This is a genomic window from Kitasatospora setae KM-6054 (assembly GCF_000269985.1).
GTDB lineage: Bacteria > Actinomycetota > Actinomycetes > Streptomycetales > Streptomycetaceae > Kitasatospora > Kitasatospora setae.
Window position 1 is genome coordinate 6,526,695 of sequence record NC_016109.1, and the last position, 22,144, is coordinate 6,548,838.

The following is a 22,144-nucleotide window of genomic DNA, read 5'->3' on the forward strand; positions in this document are numbered from 1 at the left end:
AACCCAGCCCCCGAGTGAACGGACACTCTGATGAAGCGATCGATGCAGTCCCTGGCGCTGCGTGTCGGTGCGACCCTGGCCGCCGCCGGGTGCGCGTCCGTCCTGGCCCTCGCGGTCTCGGCGGCCCCGGCGCACCTCGGCGCCCCGGTGTCGGACCGGTCGGTGACCGTGCGGGCCGACGGGCCGGCCCCCGCGCCGGTCTCCACGCCGACCCCGGCGCCGGTCCCCACGCCGACCGCGGCGCCGGCCGGCGAGTGGAACAGCACGGGCTGAGGCCGGCCCGGGTACCGCGGCGGTACCCGGTGGTTCAGTCGTTCGCCGGCCCCCGGGCCAGTTCGAGGTCGGCGACGAGGGCTCCCGCCTGGACGGCGTCCGGGAGCCCCAGCCCGGTGAACACGGCGTGCGCCTGCACGGCCCGGGCCAGTGCCGGCCGGAACTCGCCCCGGTCGGCGAGGACGTGGCTGAGCACGACCAGCGCGTGCCCGCGGTCGCGTTCCGTCCCCAGCTCCTCGCAGAGGGCCAGCGCCTGCTCGGCCTGGGACAGCGCCTCGGCGGACTCGCCCGTCATCCGCAAGGTGTCCGCGAGGCGGAGCCGCGCCTGCGCCTCCCGGCCCCGGATGCCCTCGGCCTCGCAGAGCGCCAGACAGCTCAGGTAACTCGCCGCGGCGTCGTCGTGGCGCCCCAACTCGTGCAGGGCCAGACCGCGGACGTAGTGCGCGTAGGCGATCCCGTTCCGGTCCGCCACCGCGCGCAGGGCGACCAGGGCTTCGTCGCAGGCCAGCAGCGCCTCCGCGGCCCTTCCGCTGCGAAGCCGGGCCTGCGCGGCGTTGAGGATGGTCGCCAGTTCGCCGGAGTGGTGCCCCAACTCCCTTGCGAGCAGCGTCCCCTGGTCGTAGAAGCGGACGGCGTCGGCGTAGTTCTGCTGGAACTGGGCGATCAGGCCCTGGTCGTTGAGGGTCTGCTGGAGGATGACCCGGTCGTCCGCGCGCAGGCAGGCCGCGGTCGCCAGCCGGATCTGCAGGTCGGCCTCCGCCAGCTGGACGTTCTGCAGAGCGGCGTTGCCGCAGACGAAGCGGGCCCGGCCCTCCGCGCGGTCGTCGCCCCGCAGGGCCGCCGTCTCCGCCACCGTCCGGGCGGCCTCGGCCAGTTGGCCGTAGGGAATGCCCCTGCCGTACGGACTCAGGGCGACCAGCAGGTCGGTCGCCGTGCGCAGCAGCCGGCCCCCGGGCCCGGACGGGCTCTGGGCGGCCAGGGTCACCGCGGTGGTGATGCAGTCGAACTCGGTGGCCACCCAGGCCCTGGCCTCCGCCAGCGAGTCGAGCCGCGGACCCGCGGCGGGGCTGCGGACCAGGAAGACGCCGACCGGGTCGCCCGGAACCATGTGCCGGAAGGCGGTGGATCCGCCGGCGAGCAGGTGGTCGAGCATCCGGCTCAGCGCCGCACCGCGCTCGTCGTCGTCCTCGGAGGGCGGGGGAGCCGGGAGTTGCAGCGCGAAGGCGCGGACCAGGTCGTGGAACCGGTACCGGCCGGGCAGCGGCGCCTCCAGCATGGCGGCGTCCACCAGGGCTTCCAGCAGGTCCTCGGCGTCCTCCTCGGCGAGGTCGAGGGCCGCGGCGGCGACCGCCAGTCCGATGCCGGTCCGCGGCGCGGGCGCGAGCAGCCGGAACGCCCTGGCCTGATCGGCCGTCAGCTGGCGGTAGCCGAGCTCGAAGGCCGCGGCCACCGCCAGGTCCCCGGCTCGCAGTTCACCGATGCGGCGGCGCTGGTCGGCCAGCCGGCGGGTCATCGTCTCGACCTGCCACTGCGGGCGGGCGGCCAGTCGCGCGGCCACGATCCGGACGGCCAGCGGAAGGTGCCCGCAGGCCGTCACCAGTTCGGTGGCGGCCTGCTCGTCGGTGACGCGCTCCCCGCCGACGATCGAGCGCAGCAGGCCGATCGCCTCGTCGGTCGTGAAGACGTTCAGATCGGCCTGGGCGGAGGTGGGCAGTCCGGTGAGCCGGGCCCGGCTGGTGACGATCACCGCGCAGTCGGCCGAGCCCGGTAACAGCGGCCTGACCTGCGCCGGATCCCGGGCGTTGTCGAGCAGGAGCAGGATGCGCCGCCCGTCGAGCACGGAGCGGAAGAGGCGCGCGCGGTCCTCGGTCGCGGTGGGGAGGGCGTGCCCCGGAACCCCCAGCGTCGTCAGCAGGCTGCCCAGGACCGTCCTCGGCTCGGCGGGCTCCAGCCCGTTGCCGCCCAGGTCGGCGTACAGCTGCCCGTCGGTGAACCGGGGCTTGGCCAGATGGGCGACCCGCAGCGCCAGCGTGGTCTTCCCGATGCCGCCCATGCCCGCGACGGACACCACGGGCAGCGACGTCCTGGTGCTGTTGGTGAGTACCCGGCACAGCTCGACCACCTCGGCCGCGCGCCCGGTGAAATCAGCGGTGTCCGCCGGGAGTTGGGCGGGCCGGGAGACCAGCTGGGGGCTGCCGCCGCTCCCGGGCGCGTCCTCCGCGCCCGCTCCGGCCGGTGCCGACCCCTCGTCCGACCGGGCCGCCCGCGGCGCGGGGGCCGGCTCCGGCTCCCGCTGGGCCCGCTGCTGCCCCGGCCCGGGCGCGGCGGCGCTGAGCAGGGGGTCGCCGGCCAGGATGCGGGCGTGCAGGGTGGTCAGTTCCGGCCCGGGATCGACGCCCAGCTCCTCGGCCAGCACGTGCCGGGCCCGGGCGAACACCGCCAGCGCGTCGGCCTGCCGGCCGGAGGCGTACAGCGCCCGCATCAGGAACCCGTAGGGCCTTTCCTGTAGCGGGTTCTCGGCCATGAACGCGGTGAGCTCGGGTATCACGGCCGAGCTCCGCCCCAATCGGAGATTGTGGTCGAAACGCTCCTCCAGCAGACCCCGCCGGAGTTCGTTGAGCCGTGAACGCTGCTGGTCCGCGTACGGTCCCGGAACACCCGACAGGGGCTCGCCCTGCCACAGCCCCAGGGCCTCGTCCAGCAGCCGGCTGCAGTCGTCGTCCCGGCCCTGCGAACGGGCCCGTGCGGCGTCAGCGGCCAACTTCTCCGCGTAGTTCGCGTCCACCGAGTCCGGAGCGACCACCAACTGGTATCCGTCGTGCAGGGAAATCAGGGACTTGGGGTCGGCGCGGTCGACCTCCAGGGTCTGGCGCAGGCGCCACGCGTACGTGCGCAGGCTCGACAGCGCGGAATCCGGCGGGGATTCGCCCCAGATCGCCGTGATGAGTTCGTGCGCCGGGGCCGATCGTCCGGGACGGAGCAGCAGGGCCACCAGAAGAGCCTGCAACTGCGGCGACCGGGACGGGAGAACGGTCTCGCCCCGACGCATGCGCACCGGCCCGAGCACGGAGAATCTGATGTCCTCCACCATGTTCCCTCCCCACCGACGTGGACCACGTGACCTGGACGCCTGCGGGAACGGCGGTGTCGGGACGCGGGTCGCAGCCGTTCGAAGGGGCCGTCAGAGGAGGGTCCTCTGCGGCCCGAATCGCTTGTGTGGCAAGCCACTTGAGCCGCAGCGCGGTCCGTTGGACACCCCCCGGCGCTGACAATGTAGTGCACCGGCAACCTCCACGGGAACATCACAACCGGGCGGAAAAGGCGGATGCCGGATCTCCCGGCCGGCATCCGGATCTGCCCGGGGATTCCGCGTACGCGGATCCCGCTTCCCGGCCCGGACGGATTCGCCGACGTCCCGGCAAATGCGTGTGATTCCGCCCCGACACCCATTTTCGGCCTCCCCCGCGGCCGGCCCCGAGCCGGCTGACCCCAGATGCCGAGGACGCCACCTCACCCCGCCCCGGCCGAAGGGCGGTGGCAGCGCGAAGTGCCGCACCCCCGTCAACCGGGTCGGCTCCCGGGAAACGGCTTATATCGCGGGATGATCCGGCGGATATCCGGCCCGTGTTCCATGGACCAAGAGGCTCACCGACAGCGGGAGCCCGTAGGAGGGAGGGCCATGGAGCTGCGATCGGACGCCTCCGCCGCGGACCCGTACGGCGGCAGTCGGCAGGGAACCACCCAGGCGCAGGCGCGGGCGGCCTTCCTGCGGCGCATCGGCGGGGAGGCCGTGGACGCCGGGCAGTTCCTCGCCCGGGCCGACGGCGTCGCCCGGGACCACCCCGGCCTGCTGGGCGCGGTGCTCGGCTCGGTCGCCGCGGACAGCGGGCAGCACCCCGGCGAGGACCGCACCGCCGCCGTCCTCACCGCCCTCGCCGCCTACGGCGCGCTGGCGGCCCACCGGCCCGCCCGCCCGTCCGAGGAGCAGCCCTCGGTCTGGGCGCTGGACCTGGCCACCGGCTCGCTGCGCCGGATACCGCGCGCGGACGCCTTCGGCACGCCGCCGCCTCCCCGACCCCCGTTCCGTCCCCCGGTGGGTGCGGCCGCCGGGCTCACCTGGATCTCCGCCGTGGAGACCGGGCTGGCGCAGCACTGCGAGGCGCTGCTGGCACAGCAGTCCCGGGCCGCGGCGGTGTCCGGTCCGGCACCCTCCACCGTCCCGGCGATCGGCCACGGGCAGCAGCGGCGACCGGCCGCCCCGCCCGCCCCCCTCGACCCGCCCCGCCGGGCGCGCCCGGTCGCGGCACTGCGGGCCCACGGCCGGGCACCGGTCGCGGTGCTGCTCGACCACGACCCGCAGGCGGTCGCGGTCCTGCCCTACCTCGTCCAGATCGTGCTGGTGGAGACCGCCGGGTGAAGCGGAACGGCGGTGCCCGTCGACCGCCCCGCCCAGGGCACCGCGCCGGCCGGGTCCCGGCGGACGAGGGCCTCGGCGGAAACCCGATGCCGCGCTCCGTCGCCGCGCGAAAGACGATCGTGGTGCCGAGCGCGGACGCGGCGGACACGAAGAGGACGCCCGAGCCGACCCGGCCGAGCGCCCCGCTCGCCCGCACCGCCACCCTGGAGGAAGTCCTCGACGCCGCAATGGCGTTGATGCCCACGGCCGACGACTGCACCGCCGAACGCGACGGGGGCCGTGACTCCCTCCGCGCCCTCGTGGCGGCCCGTGGTCAGGCGCTCGGCTCCTGACCGAAGCCTTCCCGTGGTCCCGGACACGCGTTCCCGCGCGCCGAGGGTGTGTCGTTGCCGGGTCGCGTGCGGGGGCAGGTGGCCAGGTCCGGCCGGCGGGCCGAGACCCGGCGCACCGGGGCCGAAGGCGGGCACCGGATGCTCGCCCGATCATGAGCCCGGGGGCGTGGAGAACGCCTGCCGCTGATGCCCGGGGCACGAGCACCTCTCCGTCCGGAATCCGGCATGCCCTCGGAACGGCCCCACCGCGCGGGACCCTGCGCCCCGTCCCGCCCCGCCTCGCGGACGGCCGGCCGGCCGGGGTGGAATGTCCGGCGGGGCTTCGGGGTTGTGGCCTGGTGTCGCGGGGGTGGGCGTTTCGGCGTTCGCGGCGGCGACGGGTCGGCGGGGGTGTAGCGGTTGCGGGGCACTGCGGATCGGGCGACGGCCCGAGCGGGAGGGGAGCGGCATGGACCTGAAGGTGCTTGGCGGACTTGCGGTGCACGAGGGGGGAGTGTCGATCACTCCGCCGTCGGCGGCGACCCGGCAGGTCCTCGCGCTGCTGGTGGCCTCCGCGGATCGCGTGGTGCCGACGTGTGCGATGGCCGAGGAGCTGTGGCCGGAGGAGGTGCCCGAGGACGCGGGGCAGATCATGGAGACGCACGTGCGGCAGTTGCGCGCCAGCATCGGGGCGGCCCTGCGGGCGGAGGGCAGCGGGCGGACGGCCGAGGAGGTGCTGGCCTGGGTGCCCGGCGGGTACCGGCTGGGCACCGGTGGCGGTTCCAGTGACGCCCGGGCGTTCGAGCGGACGGCCGGGGCGGGCTACCGCGCCACGGAGGCGGGGGACTTGAGCCTGGCGAGCCGGCGGCTGCGCGAGGCACTGGACCTCTGGACCGCCGCCCCGTTCGCCGGGGTCACCCAGGGGCCGCACCTGCGTTCCCACGCGGCCGAGCTCACCGACTCCTGGCAGCGGGCGGTGGACCGGTGGATCGACGTGGACTTCCGGCTGGGGCGCTGGCGGGAGCTGTGCGCCGACCTGGCGCAGGTCCTGAGCCGGTTCCCGCCGCCGGCGTCGCCGTACGTCCAGTTGAAGGCCGACCTGGACAGCAAGGGCCACGACCCCGAGGTGATCAGGCGGCACCTGCAGCGCCGCCGCAACGCCCTGTCCTTCACGGCGCACCGCGTCGTGGTAGGGGGGCGGCAGGGGGCGCGTTCGACCCACGGCGGTGACCGCGCCCCCGGCCTGGCTGCCGGCCGCCGGCCGCCCGCCGGGCTCGCGCCCAACTCGCTTGGCGGACGGTCGATCTGACGGACCGTCCGAAACGGCGGGGAGCGGGCGTAGTCGCACGTCGGCGCGGAAGCGGAGTCTTGACGATCCGGTTGCGCACTGTCTAGGTTCATCGAAGTCGGACGGCCGGAAGAGGCGGGGGCATGGGAGACGAAGTCGGTACGCGTTGCCCCGACTTGCTCACCGTGCTCCAACTCCTCGTCGAAGAGGCGCCGTTGGAGAGCTACGAGGAGCTCCTGCGGCGCGCGGACCGGGAGGGCTCCACGGCCGAGCGGCTCCGGCTGGAGCAGGGGGTCCGGCTGGCGTACGTCATCAACGCGCTCCAGGGCCGGCGCCGGCAGCGCGAGGACGCGCTCGCCGAACTGGTCGACACCGCCCGGGAGATGACCCAGCAGCACGATCTGGGCGAACTCCTCAAGGTCATCACCCGCTGCCTCCGGCGGATCATCAACACCGACTTCGCGTGCATCTGCCTGCGCGACGAGGACGACGGGCTGCTGCTGCGCGCCGCCGAGGGGGCGACCACGGTCATCGTGCCGGGCACGCCCCTGCTGCGCGGCCTGGGGGAGCGGGCCATCGCCACCGGGGTCCCGGTGTGGACCGCCGACTACCTGCGCGATCCCGCCCTGGCGGACTGCCGGGGGGAGGGCGACGAGTTCATCCGCGCCGAGGGCGTCAAGTCACTGCTCGCCGTGCCGCTGACACACGGCGACCGGGCCCTGGGCGTGCTGGTCTGCGCCTCCCGCACGGTGCGGCACCTCACCCCGGACGAGATCGGCCTGGTGGGCTCGCTGGCCGCGTTCGGCGCGGTGGCGATCGAACGCGCGGAGCGGCTGCGGGACGCCAGGAGCGAGGTGACCGCGCTCGAACTGGACGGCTTCCACGCCCGGATGACGATGGCCAGGCTCGAACAGCTCGGGGACGCCCACGGCCGGATGCTGGGCCTGCTGCTGTCCCGGGCCGACCTCGACACCGTGGCCCGGGCCGCCGCCGACGCGCTGGACGGCACCATGCAACTGCGCGACCCCGCGGGCCGCGTCATGGTGGCCACCGCCGAACTGCCGGACCTGGACGACGCGGCGGTCGCCGAGACGTCCTGGAAGGCGCACGCGGACCGCACCCCGGTGGTGCACCAGGAGGGGACCTGGGTGGTGCCGGTGCTGGCCGGTGCCGAGAACCTGGGCTTCGTCGTGATGCGGCCCAACGCCGAGCTGGTCGGGGTGGACCAGCAGCTGGTCTGCCTCGCCGCCCAGTCCTTCGCCCTGCACCTGCTCCTGCAGCGCGGCGCGACGGTGACGCAGGCACCGGTCCACGACTCCCTCTTCGACGAGCTGCTCACCCTGTCGTCGCGCGGCCCGCAGCACGCCCGCCGGCTCGAACAGAGCCTCGGCGAGATCGGGATGAACCTGGCGGAGCCGTTCGTCCTGCTGGCGGTGCGCCCGGAGAGCGGCGGGTACGGGCGCGCCGTCGTGTGGGCCTCCTCCTACGCCCACGGCCAGGGCGGCCTCAAGACCGTCCAGGACGGCTCCATCATGCTGCTGCTGCCCGGGACGGACGCGTCGGCCGTCGCGCGCTCGGTGGGCGGCGAGCTGACGTCGATGCTGGAGCGGCCGGTGACCGTGGGCGCGGCCGGGCCGGGGCGGGGCCTGGGCGACGTCACCCGCCTCCACACGGAGGCGGTGCGCTGCCTGGAGGCGCTGACCACGCTCGACGCCACCGGGAGCGCCTCGTCCCTGGAGGACCTCGGCTTCCTGGGCCTGCTGCTCTCCGAGACGCACGACGCGAGCGGCTTCGTCGACTCCGTGATCGGGCCGGTGCTCGACTACGACCGCACGAACGCCACCGAGCTCACCGAGACGCTGGAGGCGTACTTCGCCACCGGCGCCAGCCCGAGCAAGGCCGCCGAGACGCTGCACGTCCACTCCAACACCGTGTCGCGGCGGCTGGAGCGGATCTCCGCGCTGATGGGCGAGAAGTGGCAGCAGCCGAGCCGCCTCCTGGACGTCCAACTCGCCCTGCGGATGCACCGGATGAGGGCCGTGCTGCGCCTCGGCTCCCCGGGCGCGGGCGGCTCCTGACGCCTGCCCCGGCCCGGCCCGGGGCCCGCCGGACCGCCCGCCGGACCGCCGCGGCGGCCGGCCGCCCCGGTCGTGGCCCCGGGCCGGGCTCCGGTGGTGGCCCCGGCCGCCGCCCCGGCCGTGGTCGTGGTCGGCACGGCCCTAGCCGCAGGTGCTCAGGGCGATCGCCGTGTGCGCCACCGAGGCCAGCGTCATGTGGCGGTGCCAGCCGCGGAAGGAGCGTCCCACGAAGTCGCGCAGTCCGACCCGGTCGCCGATCCGGGCGAGGTCCTGCTCCACCCGGCCGTTCAGCTTGGCCAGGCGCAGCAGCGAGCCGACCGAGGCGTGCGTCATGTCGGTGATCCACATCTGGGAGGGGGGCTGCGCCGGGTCGGACCACTCGCCGAGCAGGAGCAGGCGCCGGGGTTTGGACCGGAGGGGGCCCGGCATGGCGACGGGGACGGTCGCGGCCAGGCTGGTGCGCGCGGTGTTCCCGTGCGCCGCGTCGGGCCAGGAGACCGGGATCCGCATGCCCTTGACCAGTTCGAGGACGCGCTGGGCGGGCAGCGAACCGGCCCGGTGGCCGGGGAGCGCCGGGTCCGCCACGGCCATCCGGCTGGACGGGCTGATCCGGATCAGGAAGGGCACGCCGCCCGCGGTCAGCTGCTCGGTGGCGGTGGAGATGTCGCCCCGCCGCCGCAGGTCCAGCAGGACGGGGCGGTGCGGGATGCCCCACAGCCGGGCCATCTCCACGGCGGCGGACACGGCGCACTCGCCCGCGCTCTCCGCCCCCGTCCCCTCGGGCAGTTCGGCCTGCTCGCGCCGCTCGGGGTCGTTGGTCCAGGGGCCGGGGAGCACCATCCGCCAGTTGACGGGCGCGCTCAGCTCGGGGGAGGCGAGCCACACGCCGAGGGCCTGCTGGCCGCGGAAGACCTGGCCCAGGTGGGGTGCGAACTGCTCGTCGACGCCGACCGAGTGCCGGCCGGCCTTGGGGATGTGGATCGGCCGGACCACCCACGCCCGGGGGGCCGCCGTCTGCTCGATGTGGTCGGCCAGGGCGATGCGCAGGGGGCGCCAGTCCCAGGCGGAGCTGGAGATGAAGTGGTGCAGGCTCTGGTCCACGCCGGCCCCGCCCAGCCGGGCGGCGATGTTGCGGATGGACTTGCGGCCGGGCGTGGTCAGCAGGCCGCGCAGGTACTGTTCGGCGCGCACTCGGCGGTCCCGCCGGCCCAGCAGGGAGAAGAGGACGGCGCTCAGTTCGTCGACGATGTCGTCGAAGGCCCCGGTGTCGTGGGAGGCGGCGCGCTGGTGGGGCAGCGTCAGGGTGCCGGCTGAGTCGCTTGTACCGAGGGTCAGTGTGTTCACGATGCTCCAGCGGTATGGGGTGGGCAGTGGCGGCCTCACCTCCACCATCGCTGGAACGACCCCGATCTCACGAGGTGTGCCGGGGACCTGAATGCGTGCCCCGCCGCATCGGCGGTCACCTGCGGTCGGAATATATGAACTTGGGATTGCCGTACTGGTTACCGGGGCCGGTACGGCGCAATACGGCGTCGGTACGGGGTGTGCCGGGACAACAACCGACCGGCGCCGGGGTGGGGTACGACACCACCCCGGCGCCGCCCGCTCAGCGGATCCGCAGGTGCGCGAGGTAGGAGCGCACGTTGCGGCGCGTCTCGGCGACCGAGTCGCCGCCGAACTTCTCGGCCACCGCGTCCGCGAGCACCAGCGCGACCATCGCCTCCGCGACGATCCCGGCGGCCGGCACGGCGCAGGTGTCGGAGCGCTGGTGGTGCGCCGGGGCGGCCGAGCCGGTGGCCACGTCGACGGTGGGCAGCGCGTGCGGGACGGTCGCGATCGGCTTCATCGCGGCCCGCACCCGCAGCGGCTCGCCGGTGGACAGGCCGCCCTCGGTGCCGCCGGAGCGGTCGGAGGCCCGCCTGATCCCCTCCGGGGTGGCGAGGATGCCGTCGTGCGCCCGGGAGCCGGGCACCCGGGCCAGCTCGAAGCCGTCGCCGACCTCGACGCCCTTGATCGCCTGGATGCCCATCAGCGCGGCGGCCAGCCGGGCGTCCAGCCGCCGGTCCCAGTGCACGTGCGAGCCCAGGCCCACCGGCACGCCGTACGCCAGCACCTCGACCACCCCGCCCAGGGTGTCGCCGTCCCGGTGGGCCCGGTCGATCTCGGCGACCATCGCCTTCGAGGCGTCCGGGTCCAGGCAGCGCACCGGGTCCGCGTCCAGCTCCGCCGCGTCGGCCGGGACCGGGCGCAGGCCGGGCGGCGCCTGCGCGCCGGCCAGCTCCACCACGTGGCTGACGACCTCGATGCCGGCCGTCTCGGCCAGGTAGGAGCGGGCGACCGCGCCGAGCGCCACCCGGGCCGCGGTCTCCCGCGCGGAGGCGCGCTCCAGCACCGGGCGGGCCTCGTCGAAGCCGTACTTCTGCATGCCGGCCAGGTCGGCGTGGCCGGGGCGCGGCCGGGTCAGCGGGGCGTTGCGGGCCAGCCCGGCCAGCACCCCGGGGTCGACCGGGTCCGCGGCCATCACCCGCTCCCACTTCGGCCACTCGGCGTTGCCCACCGTGACGGCGACCGGGGAGCCGAGGGTCAGACCGTGCCGCACCCCGCCCAGGAAGGCGACCTCGTCCCGTTCGAACGACATCCGGGCCCCGCGCCCGTACCCGAGCCGCCGCCGCGCCAGGTGGTCCGCCACCATCGCGGTGGTGACCGGCACACCGGCCGGCAGCCCCTCCAGCGTCGCGACCAGCGCCGGGCCGTGCGACTCGCCCGCGGTCAGCCAGCGCAGCCTGCTCAACGCCGCCCCCCGAGGCCGCTGTCGGTGAAGTCGCGGTCGCCGTGCAGCCAGGAGACGCTGTCCCGCAGCTGCTCCTGGGTCAGCGCGGAGAGCATCGCGTTGCGCTCCTCGGCCGCCGCGCCCGCCGGGTGGTAGAGGTCGCTGCCCATCCGCCGGGCGACCAGCTGGGCGCGGCCCGCGCGTTCGCGCCGGACGGCGTTGAACTTCTCCAGGTGCTGCTCGACGTCGTCCTCGCCCGCCCCGTCGAGCAGGTCGCCGAGGACCACGGCGTCCTCCAGCGCCTGGCAGGCGCCCTGCGCCGCGTACTGCAGCATCGGGTGGGCGGCGTCGCCGACCAGGACGACCCGCCGGTCGGTCCAGGTCCGCACCGGGTCGCGGTCGCACAGCACCCACTCGCGCCAGCCCTCGCCGAGTTCGAGCAGCCGGCGGGCGGTGGCGCCGATCCCGGGGAACCGGCCGAGCACGTGCGCGCGCTCGGCCTCCCGCCCGGCCACCGGCACGGTCGCCCCGTCGTCGCGGGTGACCGCGAGGTTCAGGTACTCGCCGCCGCCGATGATGTAGTGCACGAAGTGCCACTTGGGCCCGGCCCACAGCGTGACCGCGTTCCAGCGCAGCTCCTCCGGCACCTGCTCGATCGGGATCACCGAGCGGTAGATGGTGTGGCCCGAGACGCGCGGCTCGCCGTCGCCCAGCACCGCCGCCCGCACGGTGGAGCGGATGCCGTCCGCGCCGACCAGCGCCGCGCCGCGGAAGGTCCGCCCGTCGGTGGTGCGCACGGTGACGCCCGTGCCGTCCTGCGCGTGGTCCCGCACCGCGGCGTCGGCGAGCAGCTCGACGCCGTCCAGCTCGCGGCAGGCGGCGAGCAGCGGCTGGTACAGGTCGCCGCGGTGCACCACCGCGTACGGGTTGCCGAACCGCTCGCGGTAGGCACCGGTCAGCTCCATCGCGGCGACCTTCTCGCCGGTGGTGCCGTCCATGAAGCGCAACTCGTCGATGAACACCGCGCGTTCGCGCACGTTCCGGCCGACGCCGAGCCGGTCGAGGGCGTGGAAGGCGTTCGGGCCGAGCTGGATGCCGGCCCCGATCTCCGCGAAGGTGGCGCTGCGTTCGAGCACGGTGGCGCGGTGGCCGGAGCGGGCCAGTGACAGCGCCGTCGCGAGTCCGCCGATGCCGCCCCCGGCGATGATGACGTGGGCCATGGTTCGTCACGTTCCTTCCGGTGCCTGATGGGGTGTCACTGCCGGGTGGAGGCCGGCCGCGGAGGCCGGGGTGAGAGGGCGGGCGCGGGTCCCGCGGCGGTCAGGAGCCGCCCGGTTCGAGCGCGAGCCCGCGTCCGGCGAGGGCCGCCGCGGCGAAGGCGCCCTCCACGGTGGCCTCCACGGCGAAGGCGTACCGCTCGGTCGGCGGGTAGCCGATCAGCGGGCCGGCCAGGTTGGGCAGCGGGGCCTCCGCGGCCTGCCGGGACTCCCAGAGCAGCACCGCGCCCCACCGGCCGGCGGCGGCGTCGGAGATCCAGAACTTCAACCGCAGGCCGGGCACCCGCGCGAAGCGGTCCACCGCCTCCTCGCGGAGGAAGCCGCGCAGCGACTCGACGGTCTGCTCCGAGCGCGCCAGGTCCCACCAGACGATCACCGCGTGCACGGGCCGGCCACCTCCCGGAGCAGCGAGCCGATGATGTCCGGCCCGGCCACGGTCAGCACGGACTCGGCGTGGAACTGCATCGAGGCGAACCCGGCGGCCCGCAGCGCGTGCACCTCGCCGGTGGCCGCGTTCCGGCTGACCTCGACCCGGCCGTGCACCGGGTGCTCGAAGGAGTCGGTGGCGCACCGGGCGGCGTAGGTGTTGTAGAAGCCCACCCGGGCCGGCTCGCCGAACAGGTCGATCTCGTGCTGGGCGCCCTGGTTGGGCACCTCGCGGCGGACCAGGTCCAGGCCGAGCAGGGTGCTGAGCACCTGGTGGCTCAGGCACACCGCGAGGAAGGGGCGCCGCTCGTCGAGGAGCCGGGCCGCCGCCGACCGCAGGTGCGCGATCTTCGGGTGCGCGGCCTCCCGCGGGTCGCCCGGGCCGGGGCCCATGACGACCAGGTCGTGGCCGTCGAAGTCGTACGGCTCGTCGAAGCGGCGCACGTCCACCTCGCAGCCCAGCGACCGGATCTGGTGCGCGATCATCTCGGTGAAGGTGTCCTCGGCGTCGACCACCAGCACCCGGCGCCCGGCCAGCGGGCCGACCGGCGGGGCGGCGGCCGGGGCGGGACCGGCGGCGTCCTGGAGCCAGAAGCGCGCGATGCCCTCGTTGCGCGCGTCGAGCGCCTCGCGCACCGCGGGGTGCGCCCCGAACCGGGTGGGCTCGGCCCCGCCGAGCGCGGCCAGCAGCCCCGCGGCCTTGGCCCGGGTCTCCTGCACCTCGGAGTGCGGGTCGGAGTGCCGCACCAGGGTCGCGCCGACCCCGATCCGCATCACGCCGGCCGGGTCGATGTCGGCGGTCCGGATCAGGATCGAGGAGTCCAGGGTGCGCCCGCCCGCGGCGTCCCGCCCGATCAGGGCGGCCACCCCGCTGTAGTAGCCGCGCCCGGCCGGCTCGTAGCGGCTGATGACCCGGGCGGCGCTCTCCAGCGGCGAGCCGGTGACCGTCGGCGCGAACAGGGTCTCGCGCAGGATGTCGCGCACGTCGCGGTCGGTGCGGCCCTCGATGATGTACTCGGTGTGCGCCAGGCGCGCCATCTCCTTGAGGTACGGCCCCCGCACCCGGCCGCCCCCGGGGCAGATCCGGCCCATCATCTTCAGTTCCTCGTCGACCACCATGTACAGCTCGTCGGCCTCCTTGGTGTCGGCGAGGAAGGCCAGCACCCCGTCGAGGTCCGGGCCGGACACGGGGTAGCGGTAGGTGCCGCTGACGGGGTTCATCACCGCGCGGCCGTCGCGGACGCTGATGTGCCGCTCGGGGGTGGCGCCGACGAACGTCCGCCCGCCGGTGCGGATCAGGAACGTCCAGTACGCGCCGGCCTCCCGTTCGACCAGGCGGCGGAAGAACGACAGCGCGTCCGGCAGGCCGAAGTCCGGCAGTTGGGCGACGAAGGAGCGCCGCATCACGAAGTTGGCGCCCTCGCCGGTGCCGATCTCGTCCGCGACGACCCGGCGCACCGTCTCGGCGTACGCGTCGTCGTCGATGTCGAAGTGCTCCCCGGTCACCTTCACCGGGTGGTTCGGCAGCAGCCCCAGGGTGTCGCGCAGCGAGAGCGCGGCCTGCTCGTCCACCCGCATCGCCAGCAGCGGCCGGCCGTCGTCCGGGGCGGCGAAGCCGCGTTCGGCGAGCTGCCGGTAGGGGATCAGCACCAGCAGTTCCTGGTGGGCGCCGGCCCGCGGCGCCCCGTCGAGTTCGAGTCCGGCGATCGTGGCGACCTCGGTCACCTCGCCGGTCAGCACGTCCAGGACGTCCTCCCCCGCCGCCTCGGGGCGGTGCAGCAGGGCGAAGACCTCCGTGGAGCCGTCCAGGATGCGCGCCAGCAGCGCGCCGTCCCGCGTGGTCATGGTGTTCCTCTCGCCTTCGGGCGCGCTCAACGCGTCGCCAGGGTGGCCGCGTTCAGCCCGGTCAGGACCGCCTGGGCCGTCAGGACCCGGGCGGCGCGCTCGGCGGCGTAGCTGAGCGCCAGCCGGTGGTACTCGGCGGAGAAGTCGGCGACCGCGTCGGCCACCAGGAACGGCTGGATGTCGTTGGTGTACGCCTCCACGGCGGTCATCAGGACCCCCACGTGCGCGTACACCCCGCAGAGGATCAGCTGGTCGCGCTGCTGCTCGCGCATCCGGGCCAGCAGGTCGGTCCGGAAGAAGGCGCTGTAGCGCCACTTGGTGAACGTCCAGTCGCCGTCCTCGGGCTCCAGCGGCGGCACCACCCGGCGGTGCTCGGGCGTGGCCCGCATGCCCGGGCCCCAGAAGTCCTTGAGCAGCCCGCGCTGTTCGGGCGTCATGCCGCCGGGCTGCGCGGTGTAGGCGACCGGGACGCCGAGCTCCCTGGCCCGCGCGCGCAGCCGCGCGGTGTTCTCCACCAGGGCCCGGCCGGGTTCGGTGCCGCGCGGGAACGGCTTGAGGAAGTACTCCTGCATGTCGTGCAGCAGCAGCACCGCGCGCCGGGGGTCCGGCTGCCAGTCGACCGCGTTCTCGGGCAGCTGCTCCTCGGTGGGCATGGAGTACGGCTGGATGGGGGGGATGCCGGGCATGGGCCGGGGTTCCTTTCGTTCTCAGACGCCGAGGGTGGCTCCGCCGTCCACGGTCAGTTCGTGCATCGTGATGTGCCCGGCCTCGTCCGACAGCAGGAAGGCGACGGTCCGCGCGACGTCCTCGGGGCTGGCCACCTTGCCCAGCGGGATGCCGACCCGGTACTGCCCGGGGTTGCCCGCGATCGACGCCTTGGCGGCGGTCTCGGCGGTGTGCATGCCGCGCAGCATCATGGTGTCGGTGGAGCCGGGGGCCACCACGTTGCAGCGGATGCCCCGGTGCGCCACTTCGAGGCCCAGGCACTTGGTGAACGCGGTCGCCGCCGCCTTGGACGCCGCGTAGGCGGCCATCTCGGCGCGCGCGGTGCCCGCGGCGTTGGACGCGACGGTGACGATGGCGCCGGCCCCGCGCCGGACCATCCGGTTGACCACCGCGCGCGACACGTGGAACACGCCGGTGGCGTTCACCGCGAACGTGGCGTTCCAGTCCTGGTCGGACAGGGCGCGGGCCTGGCCGAGGCGCAGCACGCCGGCCGCGTTCACCAGCTGCGACACCGGGCCCAGGCGGGTCTCGACCTCCTCGACCAGGTCGTCCACGGCGGAACTCGACGTGACGTCGGCGGCGAAGCCGGTCACCCGCAGGCCCTCCGCGCGCAGCGCGGCGGCCGTGGCGGCGATCCGCTCCGCGTCGAGGTCCACGGCGGCGACCGCCGCCCCGCGCTCGGCGAGCAGCCGGACGACGGCCTGCCCGATGCCGCCGGCCGCTCCGGTGACCAGGGCGATGGTTCCTTCCACGGTGCCAACCTCCTGAGTGGGTCGGGTACAGACGGGCCGGGACGCGCACCGGGGCCGGTCCGGCCCCGGTGGCGGGGGTCAGCCCCGCCAGGCCGAGGTCACCTCGATGGCCTGCTGCGGGTTCAGCCGCGGGTCGCAGAAGCTCAGGTACTTGTCGCCGATCCGGTGCAGGTCGACCGTGGCCGAGACGCACTCGGTGACCGCGTCGGGAGTCGTCTCCAGGTGCAGGCCCGCCGCGACGCCGCCGCCCGCGCGCACCGCCTCCTGGAAGGCGCGGACCTCCCGCACCACGGTCTCCACCAGCCGGGTCTTCAGCCCCTCGGGCCCGGAGACGGTGTTGCCGTGCATCGGGTCCGACAGCCACAGCACCGGGTGGCCGGCCCGGGCGACGGCCTCCACCAGGGCGGGCAGCCGGCGCGGGGCGTTCTCGGCGCCCATCCGGGCGATCAGGGTGAGCCGGCCGGGGCTGCGCCCGGGGTCCAGCCGCTCGCACAGGGCGAGCAGTTCCCCGGGCGTCATGCCGGGACCGACCTTGACGGCGACCGGGTTGGCCACCGCGGCGAGCAGCGCGACGTGGGCGCCGTCCAGCTGCCGGGTGCGCTCGCCCACCCACGGCCAGTGGGTGGAGGCGAGCAGCAGCGAGCCGTCGGGTTCGCGGCGCAGCATGGGCAGTTCGTAGTCGAGCAGCAGGGCCTCGTGGCTGGTCCACACCGGCACGCCGTACTCCGGGCGGCGGCCGGCGGTGCCGCGCCAGCCCAGGTAGTGCATGGTGTCGCTGGCGGCCCGGTAGCCGGTGAGCAGGTGGTCGGGGTCGGGGCGGCGCAGTTCGGCGTCGGGCTCGGGCCGGTTGACCATGTGGCCCCGGTAGACGGGCATGTCGACGCCGTGCACGGTCTCGGTCGGGTTCGAACGGGGCTTGCCGAACTGTCCGGCGAGCCGGCCCACCCGCAGCACCGGCCGGCCGGACGCGAGCTTCATCATCCCCGCGAGCACGTCGAGCAGGGCCGTCTTGCGCGCCACGTCCTCGGGCACCGCTTCGGCCGGGTCCTCGGCGCAGTCGCCGGCCTGCACGATCTGCAGGTGGCCGGCCGCGGCCTCGCGCAGCAGCGACCCGAGGCGGTGCACGGCCTCGATGTCCACCAGGGCGGGCATCCGTCGCAGGTGGGCGCGGGCCTGGTCGAGGCGCGGATGGTGGGCCCAGTCGGGCTGTTGGAGGGCGGGCAGGGAGCGGACGTGGGACTCAATGTCGGTCATCGGATTCCCTCGGCGGGTGTCGGAGTCGCTCCGGCTGATGGCGGGCCCGGCCGCGGCTGGGGCGGTACGGGCTTCGTGCGGGTCGGCGGGGCGCGGCCCGGCGGAGACGTGCGTCGTCCGGCGGGCCCGCCTCCGGATCCGGACGGCTGGCTCCACTGTTGGGAGGGGGCGTCCGCGGCCGCAACGCGGTGACGGATAGTCAGTCGCGACCGTTCGCAGTCCGTCACATCGGGCCGGAATTCATGAAGTCGGCCGCCCGGCGGGCCGCGTGCGGCGGGGGCCGGCGGCCGTTGTGACGAAGTCCGCCCGGCGTGACAGAGTCCGCCGTCCGCTCTGCGGGGCGCCGGTGCTTGTGCCCAGAATGCACCCGTCCCCCCGCCCGGTGACCGACCACCGGGCCCTCCCCCGGAACCGCTCGACCGGCGACCGCGACCGCGGCCCGGACCGGCTCACACCGCACCGCACCGGCCCGCACCGGCCCGGACCGCACCGGCACCGTCCGGTGACGACCCCGTGCGGACGGGCGACCCGCACGACGGCGGATTCCCGCACTGCCGCTCCCACCCGCGCGACCGGGCCGACGACCCGCTCGACCGCCCCGCCGGGGCGCCGCGGGTCGACTGAACCCGGTGGCGCCGCACGGCCCCTACCGGACCCGGCCGAAAGGAAGCTCTCCGATGCCCGCTGCCCACCCCCTGCTCGACCTGCCCTACGGCACCGTGCCCGACCCCGACGAGTTCCTCCGCGCCGCGATCCGCTGGCACTTCTCCAAGGAGACCGGGTCGCCGTTCTGGCTCGACCGCGCCGACCGGCTGGACTTCGACCCGATCGAGGCCGTCCGGACCTTCGACGACCTGCGGCTCTTCCCGAACTTCGCCAACGAGCTGCGGGACGTGCGCGCCGAGGACCTGGTCCCGCGCGGCTACGGGGCCCGCCCGGGGATCGTCGGCGTCTTCGACAGCGGCGGCACCACGGGCGCGCCCAAGCGCGTCGTCATGCTCCAGGAGTGGCTGGACCTGCTACTGGCTCACAGCAACGCCCAGTTGGACGCGCACGGCGTGCCGCGCGACGTGAACTGGCTGCTCTCCATCCCGTCCGGGCCGCACATGGTCGGCGCCTCCTTCCAGCAGCTGGTCGCCGGGCGCGGCGGCCTGTCCTTCGCCGTCGACATCGACCCGCGCTGGGTGAAGAAGATCATCGCGCGGGGCGACCAGGCCGAGGCCGACGCCTACACCGAGCACCTCATCGACCAGATCCAGCACCCGCTGCGCTCGCAGGACATCGGCGTGCTGATGCTCACCCCGCCGGTGCTGGAGCGGCTCTGCCGCCGCGACGAACTCGTCGAGCTGGTCCGGGAGAAGGTCAAGGCCATCATGTGGGTGGGCACCCAGCTCGACCCCGACACCCGGAACCTCTACCGCACCGAGCTGTTCCCCGACGCCGTGCTGTGCAGCGGCTTCGGCAACACCATGACGCTCGGCCACGTCACCGAGCGGCCCGGACTGGGCGACGAAGACCCCTGCGTCTACGACCCGTTCTCGCCGTACATCACCTACAACGTCGTCGACCTGGCGGAGCGGCGGCCGGTCGAGTACGGCGAGCGGGGCCGCGTCGTCATGCACTACGTCGGCAAGAGCCTGTTCCTGCCCAACAACGTGGAGCGGGACGAGGCCACCCGGATCCGCCCGCTGCCGGGCCAGGCCGGCGACGCGGTCGCGGACATCGCGCCGGTCCGGGAGTTCGACGACGAGAAGGTCATCGAGGGGGTGTACTGATGCCGGAGACCGAGCCCTACCCGCTGGACGCGCTGGGCCCCCGGGGCCCGTACCGCGCCCGCAACCGCGAGACCGTCACCGACACCGCCGGCCGGACCGTCGCCGAACTCAGCCTGGTGCCGAGGCTGTTCGTCACCCGGGCGCTCACCGCCCTGCACCGGGCGACCCCGCTGCCGGCCGAGCGGCGGCTCGCCGCGCTGGCCCGCGCGGCCGCCCTGTTCCGCGACGGCGAGGTGCACGGGCTCGGCTACGAGCGGTACGAGCGCACCGTCGCCCGGGTCTCCGGGATCCCGCTGCCCGCCGTGCGCTCCGCCGCCGACGAGATCGCCGACTCGGCCCGCCGCGCCCTGGCCGGGGCCTACGGCGCGCTGCCCGGCGGCGCCGTGCTGGACTGGCGGGACGCGCGCACCCGCACCGGCAGCGCGGTGTGGACCCGGCGCGGCGAGGTGCTCGCCGTGAACGCGGCGGGCAACCACCCGGCGCCGCACGCCCTCTGGCTGGAGGCCCTCGCGCTGGGCTTCCGGGTCGCGATCCGGCCCTCGCGCCGGGAGCCGTTCACCCCGCACCGGCTGGTCGCCGCGCTGCGCGCGGCCGGGTTCGGCGAGGACCACGTGGTGCTGCTGCCCACCGACCACGCGGTGGCCGGCGAGCTGATCACCGGCGCCGACCTGTCGCTGGTGTACGGCGGCGACGAGGTCGTCCGCCGGTACGCCGGCGACCCCGGCGTCCTGGTGCAGGGGCCGGGCCGGGCGAAGATCCTGCTGACCGCCGGGACGGACTGGCGGGCCCACCTGGACACCATCGTGGACTCGATCGCGCACCACGGCGGCGTGAAGTGCGTCAACGCGACCGCCGTCCTGGTCGAGGGCGATCCGGCACCGGTGGCCCGGGCGCTGGCCGAGCGCCTCGCCGCGCTGCCCAGCCTGCCGGCCGACGACGAGAAGGCCGGACTGCCCGTGCAGCCGCTGGAGCGGGCGCGGGCCCTCGAACGGCACCTGCTGGAGCGGGCCCAGGGCACCACCGCGCACCTCGGCGGCGCGGGCATCGTGGACGAGCTCTCCGACGGCCAGGCCGTGCTGCGCCCGGCCGTCTTCGAGGTGCCGCACCTCCGGGGCGGCTGGCACACCGCCGAACTGCCCTTCCCCTGCGTGTGGGTGGCGCCCTGGACCCGGGCCGACGGGGCCGCCGCGCTGAGCGACTCGCTCGTCGTCGGCGTGCTCGCCGACGGGGAGGTGCCGGACGCCGACGCCGACCTGATCGAGGACCTGGTCGCCGACCGGACCGTCGCCAACGTCTACGTCGGCGACCGCCCCACCCACTGGATGGACCGCGGCGTGCCGCACGACGGCTACCTCGGCGAGTTCCTGATGCGCAGCAAGACCGTCATCCGTGGCTGAGCGGGGCCGTGCGCCCGCAGCCGACCATTCCGATCCCAAGGAGCAGATCGTGTCCTCTGATGACGCAGTCGTCGGTACCGCGCCCGCGGCGGCGGCGGGGGAGTTCGCCCTGGGCGGCGAACTCGTCATCCACCGGATGGGGTTCGGGGCCATGCAGCTCCCCGGCCCCGGCGTCTGGGGCCCGCCGAAGGACCGCGCCCGGGCGGTCGGGGTGGTCCGGCGCGCGGTGGAGCTGGGCGTCAACCACATCGACACCAGCGACTACTACGGCCCGTACGTCGCGAACGAGATCATCCGCGAGGCCCTCCACCCCTACGACGACGACCTGATCCTGGTGACGAAGGTCGGCGCCCTCCGCACCCCGGAGAAGGCCTGGCCGGCGGCGCTCAAGCCGGAGCAGCTGCGCCGGGCCGTCTACGACAACCTCCGCGGCCTGGGCCGCGACCACCTCGACGTGGTGAACCTGCGGATCGTCGAGGAGGGCGGCGGCCTCGGCCCGGAGGACTCGATCGCCGAACCCTTCGGCGCGCTCGCCGAACTGCGCGAGCAGGGCCTGATCCGGCACCTCGGGGTCAGCAACGTCACCGCCGGGCAGCTGGCCGAGGCCCGCGGGATCGCCCCGGTGGTCTGCGTGCAGAACGAGTACAACGTGCTGCGGCGCCGCGACGAGGACATCGTGCGGACCTGCGCCGAGGCGGGGATCGCGTTCATGCCCTTCTTCCCGCTGGGGACGTTCACCCTCCAGCACGAGAAGGACGTCGCGACGGACACCAAGGTGCCGCAGCAGGTGCCGCTGGAGGCCCAGGCGATCCACGCCGTGGCCCGGCGCCGGGGCGCCACCCCCTACCAGGTGGCCCTCGCCTGGCTGTTGCAGCACTCCGCGAACATCTGCTGCATCCCCGGCACCTCCAGCGCCGACCACCTGGAGGAGAACGTCGCGGCGGCGGCCCTGCGGCTGACCGAGGTCGACGTGAAGGAACTGGACGCGCTCCACGGCGGCGCCGCGTGAGCCTGGGCTTCTTCGCGGGTCAGAACAGGAACGAGGTCGTCATCGTCCCTCCCGGGGAGGGGCCGAGCCGGTGGGCGTTCGGCGACCGGTACACCGTCAAGTCCGGTGAGCACAACACCGGGAAGTCGCTGTTCCTCGTCGAGGCGCTCGTCCCGGAGGGCGGCGGCCCGCCGCTGCACGTCCACCACTGGGAGGAGGAAGCCTTCTACGTCCTGGAGGGCAGCGTCGAGTTCCGGGACCGCAACGGCCGGCACCAGGCCCCGGCGGGGAGCTTCGTCTTCGTGCCCCGGGGCACCGAGCACGCGTTCAAGAACACCTCCGAGGAACCGGCCAAGATGCTGTTCATCACGGTTCCCGGCGGCAAGGAGCGGTTCTTCCTGAACGTCGGCGTCCCCGCGGACGGCGACACCCCGCCGCCCTCGGAGGAGCAGCGGCTCAGGGACGTGGCCTACGGCTACCAGGTGGGCCCCGAATTCGGTGACGAGTACCTGGAGTAGCCCCGTCACCGACACCGCGACGGCACGCACGCGCACAGGTACGCGCACG

The 22,144-nt window shown here is 74.9% G+C and carries 18 protein-coding genes; 9 read left to right on the top strand and 9 right to left on the bottom strand.

The window, feature by feature from the left end; genetic code table 11:
* Positions 1-30: 30 nt before the first annotated feature.
* Positions 31-273, top strand: coding sequence for a hypothetical protein (locus KSE_RS28795; protein WP_033258213.1), 243 nt, complete (start codon positions 31-33; stop codon positions 271-273).
* Positions 274-307: 34 nt separating this feature from the next.
* Here the strand turns inward: KSE_RS28795 and KSE_RS28800 are convergent, their stop codons facing one another.
* Complete coding sequence (locus KSE_RS28800; RefSeq protein ID WP_014138888.1) at positions 308-3,364, bottom strand: AfsR/SARP family transcriptional regulator; 3,057 nt, start codon at positions 3,362-3,364, stop codon at positions 308-310.
* A 588-nt stretch (positions 3,365-3,952) separates the two neighbouring features.
* Here KSE_RS28800 and KSE_RS28805 point away from each other — a divergent pair.
* From KSE_RS28805 to KSE_RS28820, 4 genes are all read left to right on the top strand, one after another.
* Positions 3,953-4,690, top strand: a complete 738-nt coding sequence (locus KSE_RS28805) for a hypothetical protein (RefSeq protein ID WP_014138889.1) — start codon at positions 3,953-3,955, stop codon at positions 4,688-4,690.
* An 86-nt stretch (positions 4,691-4,776) separates the two neighbouring features.
* On the top strand, positions 4,777-5,022 hold the full coding sequence (locus KSE_RS28810; protein WP_033258214.1) for a hypothetical protein: 246 nt from the start codon (positions 4,777-4,779) through the stop codon (positions 5,020-5,022).
* Between the two features lie 493 nt (positions 5,023-5,515).
* The gene (locus KSE_RS28815; protein ID WP_158413062.1) at positions 5,516-6,310 is read left to right on the top strand and encodes an AfsR/SARP family transcriptional regulator; all 795 of its coding nucleotides are present in this window, start codon (positions 5,516-5,518) and stop codon (positions 6,308-6,310) included.
* 122 nt (positions 6,311-6,432) lie between these two features.
* Positions 6,433-8,367: a helix-turn-helix domain-containing protein gene (locus tag KSE_RS28820; protein WP_014138892.1), complete on the top strand. Its 1,935-nt coding sequence runs from the start codon at positions 6,433-6,435 to the stop codon at positions 8,365-8,367.
* Positions 8,368-8,508: 141 nt separating this feature from the next.
* On the opposite strand, the gene KSE_RS28825 is transcribed toward KSE_RS28820, so the two are convergent.
* The 8 genes from KSE_RS28825 to KSE_RS28860 form a co-directional block, all read right to left on the bottom strand.
* Positions 8,509-9,711, bottom strand: coding sequence for an IS701 family transposase (locus tag KSE_RS28825; RefSeq protein ID WP_014138893.1), 1,203 nt, complete (start codon positions 9,709-9,711; stop codon positions 8,509-8,511).
* A gap of 262 nt (positions 9,712-9,973) precedes the next feature.
* Entirely contained in the window at positions 9,974-11,158 is a 1,185-nt protein-coding gene (gene aroC / locus KSE_RS28830) for a chorismate synthase (RefSeq protein ID WP_014138894.1), read from the bottom strand.
* Entirely contained in the window at positions 11,155-12,357 is a 1,203-nt protein-coding gene (locus tag KSE_RS28835) for a 3-hydroxybenzoate 6-monooxygenase (protein WP_014138895.1), read from the bottom strand. Before KSE_RS28835 ends, aroC begins: the two co-directional genes overlap by 4 nt.
* Positions 12,358-12,457: 100 nt before the next feature.
* Positions 12,458-12,799: a hypothetical protein gene (locus KSE_RS28840; RefSeq protein WP_014138896.1), complete on the bottom strand. Its 342-nt coding sequence runs from the start codon at positions 12,797-12,799 to the stop codon at positions 12,458-12,460.
* Entirely contained in the window at positions 12,787-14,685 is a 1,899-nt protein-coding gene (locus tag KSE_RS28845) for a phenazine-specific anthranilate synthase component I (protein ID WP_014138897.1), read from the bottom strand. Before KSE_RS28845 ends, KSE_RS28840 begins: the two co-directional genes overlap by 13 nt.
* 26 nt (positions 14,686-14,711) lie before the next feature.
* Positions 14,712-15,371: an isochorismatase family protein gene (locus KSE_RS28850; protein WP_014138898.1), complete on the bottom strand. Its 660-nt coding sequence runs from the start codon at positions 15,369-15,371 to the stop codon at positions 14,712-14,714.
* Positions 15,372-15,392: 21 nt separating this feature from the next.
* Positions 15,393-16,163, bottom strand: a complete 771-nt coding sequence (locus KSE_RS28855) for a 2,3-dihydro-2,3-dihydroxybenzoate dehydrogenase (protein WP_014138899.1) — start codon at positions 16,161-16,163, stop codon at positions 15,393-15,395.
* A 78-nt stretch (positions 16,164-16,241) separates the two neighbouring features.
* Positions 16,242-17,417 carry a 3-deoxy-7-phosphoheptulonate synthase gene (locus KSE_RS28860; RefSeq protein WP_014138900.1) on the bottom strand — a complete coding sequence of 392 codons (1,176 nt, stop codon included), beginning with the start codon at positions 17,415-17,417 and terminating at the stop codon, positions 16,242-16,244.
* A gap of 677 nt (positions 17,418-18,094) precedes the next feature.
* On the opposite strand from KSE_RS28860, the gene KSE_RS28865 reads away from it, so the two are divergent.
* Genes KSE_RS28865 through KSE_RS28880 form a run of 4 tightly spaced genes read left to right on the top strand, consistent with a single transcriptional unit; the run spans position 18,095 to position 22,095 of the window.
* Positions 18,095-19,192, top strand: a complete 1,098-nt coding sequence (locus KSE_RS28865) for an acyl-CoA synthetase family protein (RefSeq protein ID WP_014138901.1) — start codon at positions 18,095-18,097, stop codon at positions 19,190-19,192.
* On the top strand, positions 19,192-20,589 hold the full coding sequence (locus tag KSE_RS28870; RefSeq protein ID WP_014138902.1) for an aldehyde dehydrogenase family protein: 1,398 nt from the start codon (positions 19,192-19,194) through the stop codon (positions 20,587-20,589). The genes KSE_RS28865 and KSE_RS28870 overlap by 1 nt, the downstream gene beginning before the upstream one ends.
* Before the next feature lie 49 nt (positions 20,590-20,638).
* Positions 20,639-21,598, top strand: coding sequence for an oxidoreductase (locus KSE_RS28875; protein ID WP_014138903.1), 960 nt, complete (start codon positions 20,639-20,641; stop codon positions 21,596-21,598).
* Positions 21,595-22,095: a cupin domain-containing protein gene (locus KSE_RS28880; RefSeq protein WP_014138904.1), complete on the top strand. Its 501-nt coding sequence runs from the start codon at positions 21,595-21,597 to the stop codon at positions 22,093-22,095. Before KSE_RS28875 ends, KSE_RS28880 begins: the two co-directional genes overlap by 4 nt.
* The last annotated feature ends 49 nt before the right edge of the window (positions 22,096-22,144 follow it).

Coding starts and splice junctions, on each gene's coding strand:
- KSE_RS28870 (WP_014138902.1), top strand. CDS start 19,192: ATGCCGGAGACCGAGCCCTACCCGCTGGACGCGCTGGGCCCCCGGGGC.
- KSE_RS28835 (WP_014138895.1), bottom strand. CDS start 12,357: ATGGCCCACGTCATCATCGCCGGGGGCGGCATCGGCGGACTCGCGACG.
- KSE_RS28810 (WP_033258214.1), top strand. CDS start 4,777: ATGCCGCGCTCCGTCGCCGCGCGAAAGACGATCGTGGTGCCGAGCGCG.
- KSE_RS28845 (WP_014138897.1), bottom strand. CDS start 14,685: ATGACCACGCGGGACGGCGCGCTGCTGGCGCGCATCCTGGACGGCTCC.
- KSE_RS28805 (WP_014138889.1), top strand. CDS start 3,953: ATGGAGCTGCGATCGGACGCCTCCGCCGCGGACCCGTACGGCGGCAGT.
- KSE_RS28850 (WP_014138898.1), bottom strand. CDS start 15,371: ATGCCCGGCATCCCCCCCATCCAGCCGTACTCCATGCCCACCGAGGAG.
- KSE_RS28820 (WP_014138892.1), top strand. CDS start 6,433: ATGGGAGACGAAGTCGGTACGCGTTGCCCCGACTTGCTCACCGTGCTC.
- KSE_RS28865 (WP_014138901.1), top strand. CDS start 18,095: ATGCCCGCTGCCCACCCCCTGCTCGACCTGCCCTACGGCACCGTGCCC.
- KSE_RS28795 (WP_033258213.1), top strand. CDS start 31: ATGAAGCGATCGATGCAGTCCCTGGCGCTGCGTGTCGGTGCGACCCTG.
- KSE_RS28860 (WP_014138900.1), bottom strand. CDS start 17,417: ATGACCGACATTGAGTCCCACGTCCGCTCCCTGCCCGCCCTCCAACAG.
- KSE_RS28800 (WP_014138888.1), bottom strand. CDS start 3,364: ATGGTGGAGGACATCAGATTCTCCGTGCTCGGGCCGGTGCGCATGCGT.